The sequence below is a fragment of the Collinsella sp. HCP3S3_D1 genome, assembly GCF_052064015.1.
GTDB lineage: Bacteria > Actinomycetota > Coriobacteriia > Coriobacteriales > Coriobacteriaceae > Collinsella.
Genome location: NZ_JBQHWK010000005.1, coordinates 1 through 12,786, shown reverse-complemented (window position 1 = coordinate 12,786; position 12,786 = coordinate 1). Strand labels below are relative to the sequence as shown.

General features: G+C 58.3%; 12 protein-coding genes. 4 read left to right on the top strand and 8 right to left on the bottom strand.

What is annotated here, in order from left to right; translation table 11 throughout:
* Nucleotides 1-62 precede the first annotated feature (62 nt).
* The 5 genes from ACTNDJ_RS02325 to ACTNDJ_RS02305 all read right to left on the bottom strand — a co-directional run bounded on the left by ACTNDJ_RS02325 (nt 63) and on the right by ACTNDJ_RS02305 (nt 6,237).
* The gene (locus ACTNDJ_RS02325) at nt 63-1,007 is read right to left on the bottom strand and encodes a zinc dependent phospholipase C family protein (protein WP_441064194.1); all 945 of its coding nucleotides are present in this window, start codon (nt 1,005-1,007) and stop codon (nt 63-65) included.
* Between the two features lie 92 nt (nt 1,008-1,099).
* A complete protein-coding gene (locus ACTNDJ_RS02320; protein ID WP_441064196.1) occupies nt 1,100-1,834 on the bottom strand; it encodes a LytR/AlgR family response regulator transcription factor in 735 nt (244 codons plus the stop codon).
* A 39-nt stretch (nt 1,835-1,873) separates the two neighbouring features.
* Nucleotides 1,874-3,259 (bottom strand): sensor histidine kinase, encoded by a 1,386-nt coding sequence (locus ACTNDJ_RS02315; RefSeq protein ID WP_427728891.1) that lies wholly within the window; start codon nt 3,257-3,259, stop codon nt 1,874-1,876.
* 117 nt (nt 3,260-3,376) lie between these two features.
* Nucleotides 3,377-4,654: a metal-dependent hydrolase family protein gene (locus ACTNDJ_RS02310; RefSeq protein ID WP_154518625.1), complete on the bottom strand. Its 1,278-nt coding sequence runs from the start codon at nt 4,652-4,654 to the stop codon at nt 3,377-3,379.
* 131 nt (nt 4,655-4,785) lie between these two features.
* Nucleotides 4,786-6,237: an APC family permease gene (locus ACTNDJ_RS02305; protein ID WP_441031882.1), complete on the bottom strand. Its 1,452-nt coding sequence runs from the start codon at nt 6,235-6,237 to the stop codon at nt 4,786-4,788.
* 723 nt (nt 6,238-6,960) lie between these two features.
* Here ACTNDJ_RS02305 and ACTNDJ_RS02300 point away from each other — a divergent pair.
* Nucleotides 6,961-7,593 carry a C39 family peptidase gene (locus tag ACTNDJ_RS02300; protein WP_441083260.1) on the top strand — a complete coding sequence of 211 codons (633 nt, stop codon included), beginning with the start codon at nt 6,961-6,963 and terminating at the stop codon, nt 7,591-7,593.
* 311 nt (nt 7,594-7,904) lie between these two features.
* On the opposite strand, the gene arcC is transcribed toward ACTNDJ_RS02300, so the two are convergent.
* On the bottom strand, nt 7,905-8,867 hold the full coding sequence (gene arcC, locus ACTNDJ_RS02295; RefSeq protein ID WP_006235166.1) for a carbamate kinase: 963 nt from the start codon (nt 8,865-8,867) through the stop codon (nt 7,905-7,907).
* A 602-nt stretch (nt 8,868-9,469) separates the two neighbouring features.
* On the opposite strand from arcC, the gene ACTNDJ_RS02290 reads away from it, so the two are divergent.
* The 3 genes from ACTNDJ_RS02290 (at nt 9,470) to ACTNDJ_RS02280 (ending at nt 12,017) form a co-directional block, all read left to right on the top strand.
* On the top strand, nt 9,470-9,886 hold the full coding sequence (locus ACTNDJ_RS02290) for a DUF3830 family protein (RefSeq protein ID WP_154518619.1): 417 nt from the start codon (nt 9,470-9,472) through the stop codon (nt 9,884-9,886).
* Nucleotides 9,887-9,891: 5 nt separating this feature from the next.
* Complete coding sequence (locus tag ACTNDJ_RS02285; protein WP_271758658.1) at nt 9,892-10,413, top strand: hypothetical protein; 522 nt, start codon at nt 9,892-9,894, stop codon at nt 10,411-10,413.
* A gap of 242 nt (nt 10,414-10,655) precedes the next feature.
* A complete protein-coding gene (locus ACTNDJ_RS02280) occupies nt 10,656-12,017 on the top strand; it encodes an ATP-binding protein (protein ID WP_441064199.1) in 1,362 nt (453 codons plus the stop codon).
* On the opposite strand, the gene ACTNDJ_RS02275 is transcribed toward ACTNDJ_RS02280, so the two are convergent.
* The gene (locus tag ACTNDJ_RS02275; RefSeq protein WP_427729279.1) at nt 12,014-12,196 is read right to left on the bottom strand and encodes a hypothetical protein; all 183 of its coding nucleotides are present in this window, start codon (nt 12,194-12,196) and stop codon (nt 12,014-12,016) included. The two genes, ACTNDJ_RS02280 and ACTNDJ_RS02275, sit on opposite strands and share 4 nt — an antisense overlap.
* 160 nt (nt 12,197-12,356) lie before the next feature.
* Nucleotides 12,357-12,786: transposase (locus ACTNDJ_RS02270; protein ID WP_441083259.1), on the bottom strand; the 430-nt coding region annotated here is incomplete at its 5' end.

Sequence of the window (12,786 nt, the reverse complement as noted above, 5' to 3'; positions counted from 1 at the left end):
TCATCGTACCCCAATTGCACAGAGGCACCGGTAAGGATTCGGCAAAGGGGCACGCACGAGCCCTACTCCTCGCGGTCGAACTCTTCGTCAGCGCCGAGCACGCGACCGCTGTAATTGACGTGGTTGGTCACGGCCTCCATATCGCCGGTCTCGATAAAGCGGGTGACCGTGCACTCGTAATCGACCAGCGCGCGGTCAAAGACCTCGGGGAAGCTCTCGTTCGAGACCTCATCGGTAAAGGGGTTCTTCCACGTCAGACGGCCCAGATTGCCGGTGCGCTCGGGCGGCTCGGTCGTCACGCGGTGAGCAAGGCCATCGAGCAGGGAGTAGTCGTGTACTAGGCCCTCGACCAGGGCAATTGCACGCGTCTTGGCCGAGCCCGCCGGCTCAATGGCGCGATAGAGCAGCTGCATGTCGGCAACGGCGGCACCGTACTCCCCCGCTGGGATATCGATACCGTACACACGCCCGGCAACATAGCTCATCAGCACGCCGGCCACGCGATTGATGCGGTCGGTGGTGACGATCTCGCCCGCCGGCGGATAGTCCTCGACCGTGGCCCCGTCGCGCTTGAGCTGCAGCATCAACACGTCCAGGTCGCTTTCGAGCACCGCATGGACCTGGCTGCCCGAATCCCCCAGCTCGGGATCGGACTCGACAATGCCAAACTGCTGCTCGTAGACAAAGGGGTGGGCATTACGGTCGAGCACGTAGTGCGACAGCAGGCCCAGCGCAAAGGCGCGGCCCAAGTTGGCATCGCGCGGGAGCAGATGGGACACGCCGTCGCGCAGGCACGAGAACTGGCGCGACATGCGCGAGCGATGCATGGCCTGCGCCAGCAGCGTGCAGTCGGAAACGCGCGGCGTCAGGATGTGGAAGAAAAACGGGTCGGGACCCTGGTTGCCCAGGATAAAGGCAATGCGTTCCTCGTCGGACGTAATGACGCCCTGCGGCAGACGATCGATGCTTTCCTCGCCAAACAGATGATGCGTAATAAGCGCAGGCATAATGATCCTTTCGATTTCATTCGATGTCACCCATTATGCCCACCGCGCGGCCATGCCAAACCCGCGTCGGCAAACGATGGCATGCGGACCGTCTACACAAGCCCCAGGCGCGCCTTAACCTCGGCAGCGCGACGACGGGACACGGGCACCGTCGAGGTTACGCGATCGAGCCTGAGTTCCATAAGACCCGTAGAACCGATCTCGACATTGTGCACGTCTTCCAAATTGACCAGATAGCTGCGGTGGACACGGATAAAGCCCTCGGAGGCCAGGCGCCGCTCGAGCGATGAAATCGACTCATTGATCAGATATGTTCCCTCGGCGCAGACGGCGTTGCAAAAATCGGCGCGCGCCTCAAAGTAGCAGACATCCGCCACGGGAATGAACACCTTTTTACCCCCACGATCCACCGTCAGGCGCAAAGGCTGGTGCGGAGCATGGGCGACACGGCGAGCGCCCAGGGCGGTCTCGATCTTATCGAGCGCCTTTGACAGGCGAGCATCCTCGACCGGCTTTACGATGTAATCGACGGCATCGAGGTTATAGGCATCGGCCGCATACTCGGCAAATGCCGTCACAAACACCACGACCGGCGGTGTCTTTAGGTTCTGAAGCGTCTCGGCAAGCTCAATTCCCGAGCGACCGGGCATGGTAATGTCTAAAAACAGCACGTCGGGCTTGTTCGACAGAATCGATTCCACGGCTTCGGTGACATTGCCCGCCTCGGCAATCTGGCCCACACGCGCATCCTTTTCCAACAGATAGCGTAGCTCAGCCCTAATTGGGGGCTCGTCATCAACCACCAAGATATTCCAGCCTTCGGACATATGCGCTTCCCCTCTTTTTTCTCTCAATCCAACCGCGTGCTACACCGTTAGCGGCGCCGGCTCATGCGGCTCGCCGTTCAACTCAACGATGACCTGCGTTCCCACGCCCTCCTGGGACTTCACGCGCATGCCAGAATCTTCTCCGTAAAAGAAATGGATGCGCTGAAGCACGTTGAAGAGCGCCAGGCCGCAGCCTCGCTTGACGGAGCCGTCGGCGGTAATGCTTTCGGGCTCCTCTCGGCGATGCTGCTCAAACAGATGCGCGCAGACTTCTTCGCTCATACCGATGCCGTCATCTTCGACGATGATCTCCAAGCCGTCATCGGTCTCAAAAGCCCTAACACGAATGGAAAGCGGCTCGGTCTCGCGCTGCGCATGCTTGATGCAGTTTTCGAGCAGCGGCTGCAAGATAAACGGCGGCACCAGGCTGTCGCGCACCTCAAAGTCGATGTCGACCGAAACGCGCAGACGGCCGTCGCCATACCGGGCCTGCATAAGATTGATATAACGGGTGCCCTGTTCCACCTCGTGCTCGAGCGTGGTGAGCGTATCGGAGTCAGAAAGCGTCTGACGATAGTAGTTGGAAAAGTCGATCAGCAGCGATCGCGCCTTGTCGGGCTCGGTTCGAACGAGCGAAACGATCGTGCTAATGGTATTGAATAGAAAATGCGGATCGACCTGCGACTGCAGAGCGCGGAGCTCAACGCGGGCCGTGAGCTCATCCTGGCGCTCGAGCTCAAAGCTGGCGAGCTGCGTGGAAATGAGATCGGCGAAACCCGAGGCAAGCGCCGTCTGGCGCATATCGATGCTGCTCAGGCGGGGGTAATACAGCTCGAGTGTGCCCACGCAATGACCACGCACGCTAAGCGGCGCGACAATACCGGCACGCAGACGGGGAAAATAGCCGCCCGTCTCATTGGAGGCATCACGCGAAAACACGCTCTGCTCGCCCGTCTCAATCACGTTGAGCGTGGTCTTGAGCACTACCGGGGTTCCGGCAGGGCACTTTGCCGAGTCCTCGCCCCAGCTTGCCAGCACCTGCCTGCCGTCAGTAAAGCAGATGGCAGAAGCGATGGTCTCGGACAGGATGATTTTAGAGGCACCCAGGGCCGCTTCGGGCGTAAGGCCGCGCGACGTGTAGGCGAATATTTTTGATGCGATGGCGAGCGTGCGGTCGGTTGCGCTCGATGTGAGGTCATCGGGGACCACAAAGACATACGAGAAGAAGAAGCACAGCATGACCAGGCCGGCAATAACGACAACGCCTGGAACGGGATTGGGATTATCGGTTAAATCCCAGATAAGCAGCAAGATAAGCGCCGGAACGACAACACCGAGTAGGATGGCCTGAACCACATGCTGGGCCGTACGAAAGACCTTGGTAGAGTTGTAACTCTTGCCCAGAATCAGCCTATTGAGATCCACCGTCATCCCCTCTTGTCCGTAGTACCGATAGCAATAAAGAGGGCCGCAAGCGACCCTCTCCATTGCATTATGCAATCAAAAACTGTGTTTTATATCCAGCCATCGACAAACGGTAGCTTAGGCGCTGTACTTGTTTGGCTCGCCGAAGGTGCCGGCCTCGACAATCCAGCCGTCCTTCATGATGACGTCCATGTTGTCGGTGTTGAGCACGTGGATGTCGGCGGCGACGTCACCGTTGACGACCAGCAGGTCGGCGCACTTGCCGGCCTCGATGGAACCGGTCTCGTCCTCGATGTGGCACATCTTGGCACCGTTGAGGGTGGCGCAGGTGATGGTCTCGACCGGGGTGAAGCCGATCTTGTCGACGAACTCGTACATCTCCTCGATGGAGCAGGTGCCGTACGGGGTGACGAAGGAGAAGGAGTCGGAGCCGATCGTCATGACGACGCCGCGCTTCTTGGCCTCGCGCAGGCAGTCATAGTTGCGCTGCAGCTCCTTCTCGACCAGGGTACCCTCGTACTTGTCGTGCAGCTCGGGGACGTAGACGGGAGGATAGGTGGCGTACCAGGTGGGCAGGAAGGCGATCGTCGGGGTGAAGAAGGTGCCCTGCTCGGCCATGAGGTCCATGGTGCGCTCATCGATATCGAAGCCGTGAATCAGCTGCTCGCAGCCAAAGCGAACGGAATCGTAGGCGGCGGCGTGGTTGTTGTAGCAGTGGCTCCACACGGGGATACCGACCATCTTGGCCTCTTCGACCACGGCCTGGATCTCCTCGGAGCAATAGTGCTGGTCGCGACCGGAGTCCCAGCGCCAGATGCCGCCACCGGTAGCCCAGATCTTGATGGCATCGGGGTTCTCGCGCAGGCGACGACGGACGGCCTTGCGCAGATCCCAAGGACCGTCGACCTGGTCGCCCCAGGGATGGGATTCCTTGTTGAGCTCCTGGGTGCAGTGGTGGGAGTCACCGTGACCGGCAACACGGCAGAAGCCGAGGCCGGTGGCCAGAACGCGCGGACCCTTAAAGACGCCCTTGTCGATGCAGTCGCGAATCTGGATACCAAAGCGGCCGATCTCGCAGACGGTGGTGAGGCCGTGGGTGAGGCAGTCGTAGGCCTGCTTGACGGCGACGGCCTGCTTCTCGAGGAGCGGCTGCATGACCCAATCGGTGTCATCGTCGGTCAGGTTGCCCGAGAAGTGCAGGTGGGTGTCGATCAGACCGGGAAGGACAGTCTTGCCGGCGGCGTCGATAACCTCAACGCCCTCGGGAAGGTCCTGCATAACACCGGCGTACTCGATCTTGCCGTTATCGTCGACGAGAACGAGGGAGTTCTCGACCGGCTCGGCACCGGTGCCGTCGATGAGCTTGCCGCCAACGATTGCATACTTAGTGGACATGGTTCCTCCTTATGGATCCATATAGTGGGTGAGGCCGTGTTGGGTTAAGGCCTCACAAAGCTACCCAAGTGATGCCGGGTTCGGTACGCGGGAGAGAGGGCACCGCGCATCCAATCCGCCCCGGTTAGGCGTTACTTTTTACGGGAATTGGTGAAAGCCATGAGAGCCAGGCCAATAGCCAACCAGCCGATCACGATGCTCCACTCCACCATGTTGAGGGAGGCGGGAGAGAACGGAATCACGAGCAGGCCGATGATGATGGCGCAGGCAGCGATGGCGAGGCTGATGCCAAACTTGCCGCCGGGCACCTCGTAGGGACGAGGTAGGTCGGGCTCGGTGAAGCGCATGCGCAGGCAGGCAAGAGCGACCATGCCGCAAGAGAAGATGAAGGCGAGAGCCGACACATTGGTCAGAGGGATGAGCATGTTCTTGCCCAGGAACGGACCGACGACGGTGATGATGGCCAGAACGACGCAGGCGAGCTTGGGAGCGCCGGAATTGGGATCGACCTCGGCAAACTTCTCGGGCAGCTGGCCCTTGCGGCCCATGGCGAGCATAATGCGGCTCGTGGCGCCGTAGAAGGAGTTCATCGGGCCCATGGGTCCAAGCGTGGCGATGACGAGCATGGCCAGGTACAGGAGCATGTTGATGCCCTTAAGACAGGCAAGCGCGGGAACGGGGCTCTTAACAAACTCATGCCAGTCAAGGATAGTGCCGAACGAGTAAATGCAGACCATGTAGAAGCCGCCGGCGGCCAGCAGGGCCAGGGAGATGATCTTGCCGAACTTGTTCCAGTTAAGGCCCTCGGCTGCTTCCTCAGCCTGCTGAGGAATGGTGTCGAAACCGGCGTAGAAGAACGGGGTCAGAACCAGGACCGACACGATACCGGCGAACAGGCTGGTGCCCTCGGTGGCGGCCTTACCGCCGCCAGCACCGGCGACCTGGGAGAACACAGGCATGGCGTTGTTCGGCGAGCCGGTGAACAGCGAGACGCCCATGGCGAGTAGCATGCCGCAGAGCAGGGCCTTGGTCAGGAAGGCTTGGAGCTTGGCGGCCGAGCTGGCACCGCGGAAATTGAGGAAGATGACGTAGACTGCAAAGCCGAGCGCGATCAGCGTCGGGAACAGGTAAACGTCGGCGCCCAGGATGGTGTAGAGCTTGATGGCGCGCAGCCACTCAAGACCGGGCAGGCTACCGAACATCTCGGACACGAGAGTCGAAATGGCAATGGCCTCCCACGGGCACAGGATGCCGTTGCCCAGGGCCAGGAGCCAACCGGTAATGTAGCTCATTGTACGGCCAAAGCTACGATCGACATACTCGACGATGCCGCCCGAGATGGGGATAGCAGCCGTAAGCTCACCGAAAACAGCTCCGACGGGCACGAGGAAGATTGCACCCAAGAGGAATGCGATCATAGCGGGAACGGGACCGCCGCCCACGACCATCCAGTCGCCGACCTGCAGAACCCAACCGGTACCGATGATGGCACCGAAACCGATGGTGAAGAAGTTCCAGAGCGAAAGCGTTTTCTTCATGCCGCCGGTATCCTCGACTGCAACTTCTGCGTTCTTGTCCGCCATTGTTCCCCTCCTTTCCTTTCTGACGCCCCTTGGCGTCACCCCTTGCACGGCCTGTTTTGCCGCGCACTTTTTATTTCATGGCTTTAAGATACGGCCTTGGCACAGCAACGCCACTCGTAGCTCGACCGAAGGCAGAACTGCAAAACGAGCGGCGCCGTTTTTGGGACGAACGGCGAGGGGCGCCACTCGGTGCGGGCGTCCGTTTTGATGACGCGACTCAATCGCTCGCGGAGGGCGTCGCTTTATGACGCCAGGCTCGCTCCCGTCCATGACGCTTACCGAGGTTTTGGTGTATGTCCTCATTTGCTGCACGTCTTTTTTGTAGGATGGACGGGTTATACATGAGACGAGGCGGTGCAAATGGCATACGAATACAACGGCGGCGAACGACAGCGAAACGTTCGCCTTGCCGGGCGTACCACGCCAGCATCCAGGAGTGTTTCTGACAACGACGGGCCGCAGCGTCCGCAGGATCGCCCCTTGTCGTCTATGCCGCAGAATACCAGCACGCGTCAAGCGGATCGCCCACGCTCGGGCACCCGTCAACGCCGGGCCGAAGTGCCTCGGCGGCAGAAAATCGATCGGCGAAAGTCTGACAACCACATCAGCCGTTTCTTTTCGAAGCCCCGCGGCGGACGCGGCGCAAAGCAGCCACGGCCGCTGGGACGCGGCCGGGCCGCCAATCCGCAGATTCATCGTCTCTGTCTTGCCCTGTGCTCCATCATGGCATGTCTGGCATTTGTGTATCTGGGGTCGTGTGCTTCGCATGGCTCTGCCGGCCTAGAGCCCACCGCCGAGGAAAAGCTCCTCAAAGCCCCAGTCGCACTCGGCTACTCGTTTGCTTTTTCGACCCCACGTTCGCAGTGGAGTGCCGGCACCATGCCGCATATTTACCAGATCGACCCCGCATGGTCGGAGCTGCCCTACGCCGGCGGAACTATCCGCCAAAACGGCTGCGGACCCACCTGCCTCACCATGATCTACATCTTTAAAACGGGGCGCACCGATATGACGCCGGTCGATATGTGCGCCCTTTCCGATGCGGGCAACTATGCCCCCACCGGTGCCACCGAGTGGTCGTTTATGACGAGCGGCGCCGCGCAGCTGGGGCTTAACGGGACGCAGCTCTACAACGACCGAGACTCGATGGCCCAGGCCTTGCGCTCGGGTGCTCCCGTAATCGCCGTCGTGCGTCCCGGCATGTTTACCAACGTGGGTCATTACATCGTCCTCTACGGCATTGACGACGCCGACCAAATCGGTGTCTACGATCCCAATTCGCCCAGCCGTAGCGCCCGCCGTTGGGGCATCGTAGAAGTCCTCAACGAAATCGAAACCATGTGGGCCTACTACTAGTCATTGGGGACAGACTTAAATGGCCAATACTAGTCATTGGGGACAGACTTAAATGACCAGCCATTAAATGACTAGCCACTGGGGACGGTCTTTGCAGACGACCGCTCGCGCTGCCGAAAAGGACTGTCCCAAGATGCCGGCAGAAAAGGAACGTCCCCAAGTGCCGGGTTTCCGCGGTCTTCAGCGCTTCTCATGAACAGTCACCTCAATAGCAAAAGCCCCGCAGTCGGAGCGGACTGCGGGGCTCATGAAGAGAGGCTAGTTTGTGGGCGCTTTGCCTGGCACCCACAAGAGAGGCAACAGAGTAGAGACTACTCGTGGATGCGGGTACCGGAGAGGCCGGCCATGGTCTCGGCGGCCTTGTCCAGGGCGCCGATAATGCAGGTGCGGCCCTTGCGGGAACGGGCGAACTTGATGGCAGCGCGGACCTTGGGCTCCATGGAACCCTTACCGAACTGGCCCTCGTCGGCCAGGCGCTCGGCCTCGTCGGCGGTGAGGTCCTCGAGCTCCTCCTGGTTGGGCTTGCCAAAGTTGATGGCGACATGCTCAACGGCGGTCAGCAGGAACAGAACGTCGGCGTCGCAGTCCTCGGCCAGCAGCTCGCCGCCCAGGTCCTTGTCGATGACGGCGGGAACGCCCTTGTAGCAACCCTTGTTCTCGTAGTCGCGGACGACGGGGATGCCGCCGCCACCGCAGGCGATGACGATGAACTCGTTGTCGAGCAGGTTGAGGATGGAGTCGGCCTCGACGATCTTCTTGGGATCAGGGGAGGCGACGACGCGGCGCCAGCCGCGGCCGGAATCCTCGACGAAGACCTTGGAGGGATCCTCGGCCATGAACTCCTTGGCCTGCTCCTCGGTGTAGAAGGGGCCGATCGGCTTGGTCGGGTTCTTGAACGCGGGATCATCCGGATCGCACTCGATCTGGGTGACGACGGTGGCGGCGTGCCAACGCTTATAGCGCTTGTGCATCTCGCGGCCGATGCCCTGCTGCAGGTGATAGCCAATGTAGCCCTGGGACATGGCGCCGCACTCGGGCAGCGGCATCTCGGGGGTGCCGATGGCGTCGTGGGCGGCGGCGAAGGCATTCTGGATCATGCCGACCTGCGGGCCGTTGCCGTGGGTGATGATGATCTCGTTACCCTGCTCGATGAGACCAAGGAGTGCGTGGGCGGTGTTGCTCACGGCCTCGATCTGCTCGACGGGGTTGTTGCCGAGGGCGTTGCCGCCAAGGGCGACGACAATACGATCGGGCTTGCCAAGAGGCTTAGACATTGCTGGAATCCTTTCTGTAAAAGGCCTACATCCCATTAATAACCCACGTCCGTGCAATACGCGAGTTTATTAAGGTTTATATTCTCTTTATCGCTCATTTTATTCATTTTGAAAACAGTTGAACGGTGAACGGTCGTTTTTACCCGTTCAGCGTAAAGATGCCCAGCTCAAGCATATCTAAGCTATTTACGTGCGACTTTATTTTGATAGAGCAGGGATTAGACCAGATTATGCAAACTATATCTTCGCTAAACACAAAACAGACAGCGCAATATTTTACTCGCACTATACGAGATTCTATACATTTATAAGACGAGTATGCAGCCCTGCAATAACATAGCGTTTTTCATCCAACTTAGGGAATAGACGAGCACCTTTACCGCGCGTCGGCCGGCAGCCGGCGAGCCGTCTCGTCGATTGCCGCTTCCAGAAATTCAAAAACTGATATTGCGCGCGCAATTACGGCATGGTACTTTAGCGAAGAACAGCGCGGGCTGGGGCGACAGAGATCTGTCGTGAAGTTTGGGTTCGGCGACCCCGCTGCTGTCTTCTCCTTATCCGCCAGCGAACCCCTTGAGCGACGGATTGAGGAGGTCCTTACTATGACAAAAATGCTCAAGATCACGCTGAATGGCGAGACGTTTCTCGCCGACATGCTCTGGGACAAGGCTCCCGAGGCGTGCAAGCTGTTCGAATCGTCCTGTCCGGTCGAGTCACGTATCTTTTCGGCCAAGATCTGCGATGCCGAGGTAACCTATCCCGTATCGGGCCCCATCGCCAATTACGAGCACATCGAGAACCCCGTCTTTCACGAGCCAGCGGGCGCCGTGAGCTGGTATGGCGGCTGGTCGTCAATTTGCATCTTCTTTGACGTGTGCGAGCCCTTTGGCACCTGCAACATGTTCGCCCGCATCTGCGAAGCCGACCGCGAGCGCTTTGCCGCCGCCTGCCGCAATGTCTGGGACAACCAGGGCATGTACATTAAAAACGAAATCGTCGAGATCGAAACGGAGGCCTAAAGATGATGGATATCAACACCCTGCTCGCACTCGACCTTGCCGAGTACACCACTGCACTTGAGGCCCTCGCTGACCAAATGATGCTCGAAGAACCCCGTGACATCGACTACATGCGCCGCCGCAAGCTCGACACCGGCCGCGAATTCGCCGTCTGGAACTTCACCGTCGGCTACTGTATGAACGCCGCCGACGCTCTCTCCCTCCTGCGAGCCCAGGCCAACGAAAACGCCAACGACGGCACCGCCGACCTCGCAACGATCAACAACAGCGCCGCGCGCCTGTGCGACTGGTTCTCGGGCGCCTTTGACGTCACCGGCAAAATGGATGACACTACGGCAATCCTCGCCCACAGCCGCGACCTCTACGCCCAGGTAGAGACTCACGAACAGTTCGCGGCCCTCACCCGTGCCACTGAGCGCTATCTGGTCCAGCTCCAATTTTGGGTCGACCGCCAGATTCCCTGGCCGGCTATTAGCGACCTCGTCCACGGCTACCGCCTACGCACAGAGAGCGGCGAGACAAGGTAAAAACAGCCAGGTAGCACCAACATAGTCCCACCACGGGACCCAAAGTAAGAATCAGAGGGCTGGAGACGCACGCAACAGCGTCCCCAGCCCCTTCGCAAAGTAGAGCGCTGTTTCAGTGGCTTTGAGACCTTATCGGACCTTTGCTATCTTCCAATTTTTGTATATTTACGACGTTATTATCTGCCAATTTTTGTATGATTTTAGGCGATTCTATCTCTCAATTTTTGTCATTTGGGGGTTTAATGCTACGCCGTAAGGTCACTGATAGGCTTTTGAGCTGGAAGAATAACTCCAATAAGGCATTACTTGTTACTGGTGCGCGTCAGATCGGCAAGAGCTATGCGATTCGCGCGTTTGGAAAAAGCAACTACGCTTCGTATTTTGAGGTCAATTTACTACTCGATATCGAAGCAAGGAATGCACTTGTTGGCGCAAAGAACTCCGTTGACTTTATCAACCGCGTAGCCCTTCTTGCGGATGCGCCGCTTGTTGAGGGCGATACGCTTGTCTTTGTCGATGAGATTCAGGAGTATCCGCAGATCGTTACACTCATGAAGGCGTTGGTCGAGGATGGGCGCTTTAGCTATGTCTTCTCGGGGTCTATGCTTGGGACTGAGTTTAAGGGGATCTCTTCTTTTCCGGTGGGGTATGTAGAGCACATTGTTATGCGCCCGATGGATTTTGAAGAGTTTTGTTGGGCAAACAGCGTTAGCGAGAATGTGCTTGCAGGCATTCGCAGCTGCCTTGTCGAGAAACATCCTGTCGAAAACTATATTCATGAGGCGATGCTCAAGAACTATAGAGCTTATATCGTTTGCGGCGGCATGCCGGAGGTCGTTCAGAATTATATTGATTCGGGTTATTCGCTCGTGAGCACACGTGAGCTTCAAACTCAGTTGGTCGATCAGTACAAAAGCGATATCTCAAAATATGCATCGACTCGAGCGTTTAACGTTCGGTCGATTTTTGAGCAAATTCCCGTTCAGCTTGAGGCGGAGTCTCATCGCTTTGTTGTTTCGTCTCTGGGTGAGGGAGCTCGCCTTAAAAAATATGAGCAGGATTTCCTGTGGCTTGTTAACGCAGGTGTTGGATTGATGGTCGCCAGGGTGACGGAGCCACGGAGTCCTCTCAAGAGGACGGAGAAAACGACAGCCTTCAAACTATACGAGTCTGATACAGGCATGCTCGCATCGCGATACCCCGGTAGCACTGCACGCGCTGTCTATCTTGATATGAAAACTCCCAACCTTGGTGGTCTCTATGAGAACGTGGTCGCGCAGGAACTCGTTGCCCTCGGGGCGGATGCATGGTACTACCAAACGCGTGAGGTCGGTGAAGTTGACTTTGTGATCGAAGGCGCCCACGGGCATGTTGTCCCAATCGAGGTCAAATCGGGCAAGAAAGTTCGAGCGCATGCGGCCCTCGATCGTCTGATGAGTGTAGGCGAGTACAAAATTCCCGAGGCCGTTGTACTGAGCCACGAGAATCTCAGCAAAGAGGGCAAGGTTCTGTACGTTCCAATCTACATGACGTTTTGTCTCGATGAGTTTATGGAAAAGGATGACCCCAATAACGATTTCTCGTTCGCACCCATATCTCTCTAGCCATTTGAATCCGCAATCCAGCCCCGCCCACGCATCAATGCATTTCCCAAGGTGCTGCGCGTTTCGCGGCAAAGCCGCGAAAAAGCAAAGGGATAAGAAGCGGCAACAGCCAAATCCTCCATCCATCCCCAAAGTAGCGCGACTTTCGCGGCAAAGCCGCGAAACAGCGAAAGGGGCAAAAGGCCCCCTCAGCCACGTCCTTCATTCAGCCCCACAATCCGAGGACGTAGTCGTAGCAGGATCTGAGGGCTAACCTTCGCGGACATTCCGCAGGACGAAAGAACCCCCGCCGCACGTAGTGTGAACTGCACCCCAAAACTTGGACGGCTTAAATAAGAACTACGCCGCAAGGGACTGTCTCCGGAACTCCTCCGGGGTCAGTCCCTTCAGTTTAACCTGGCGCCTCCTCGTGTTCCAATGGACCACGAAGTCGTCGAGGTCCGCCTTGAAGGACTCGAAGTCCGGCCACGTCCTTCCGCGGAAGAACTCGTCCTTGATGTGGCCGAACACCTGCTCCGTCGCGCCGTTGTCGATGCAGTTGCCCTTCCGGGACATGCTCTGCACCACGCCGGCCTCCTCCAACCGTCTGCACCAACCGGCCTGCTGGTACTGCCAGCCCATGTCCGAGTGCAGGATCGGCCTGGAGCCCTTGGGCTTCTTGGACACGAGCTGGTCGAGTGTTAGCGTCAATCTATTTTTCACCAGTTTCGCTAAACAGGCGCGCCGTTCGCGCAAAGGCGGTTTCACCGGTTGCGCTAACGTATTTTCA

Bases quoted from the DNA above. Each gene is read 5' to 3' on its own strand.
- ACTNDJ_RS02320 (WP_441064196.1), bottom strand. From the start codon at position 1,834: ATGTCCGAAGGCTGGAATATCTTGGTGGTTGATGACGAGCCCCCAATT.
- ACTNDJ_RS02285 (WP_271758658.1), top strand. From the start codon at position 9,892: ATGGATATCAACACCCTGCTCGCACTCGACCTTGCCGAGTACACCACT.
- arcC (WP_006235166.1), bottom strand. From the start codon at position 8,867: ATGTCTAAGCCTCTTGGCAAGCCCGATCGTATTGTCGTCGCCCTTGGC.
- ACTNDJ_RS02300 (WP_441083260.1), top strand. From the start codon at position 6,961: ATGGCATGTCTGGCATTTGTGTATCTGGGGTCGTGTGCTTCGCATGGC.
- ACTNDJ_RS02310 (WP_154518625.1), bottom strand. From the start codon at position 4,654: ATGTCCACTAAGTATGCAATCGTTGGCGGCAAGCTCATCGACGGCACC.
- ACTNDJ_RS02290 (WP_154518619.1), top strand. From the start codon at position 9,470: ATGACAAAAATGCTCAAGATCACGCTGAATGGCGAGACGTTTCTCGCC.
- ACTNDJ_RS02305 (WP_441031882.1), bottom strand. From the start codon at position 6,237: ATGGCGGACAAGAACGCAGAAGTTGCAGTCGAGGATACCGGCGGCATG.
- ACTNDJ_RS02325 (WP_441064194.1), bottom strand. From the start codon at position 1,007: ATGCCTGCGCTTATTACGCATCATCTGTTTGGCGAGGAAAGCATCGAT.
- ACTNDJ_RS02280 (WP_441064199.1), top strand. From the start codon at position 10,656: ATGCTACGCCGTAAGGTCACTGATAGGCTTTTGAGCTGGAAGAATAAC.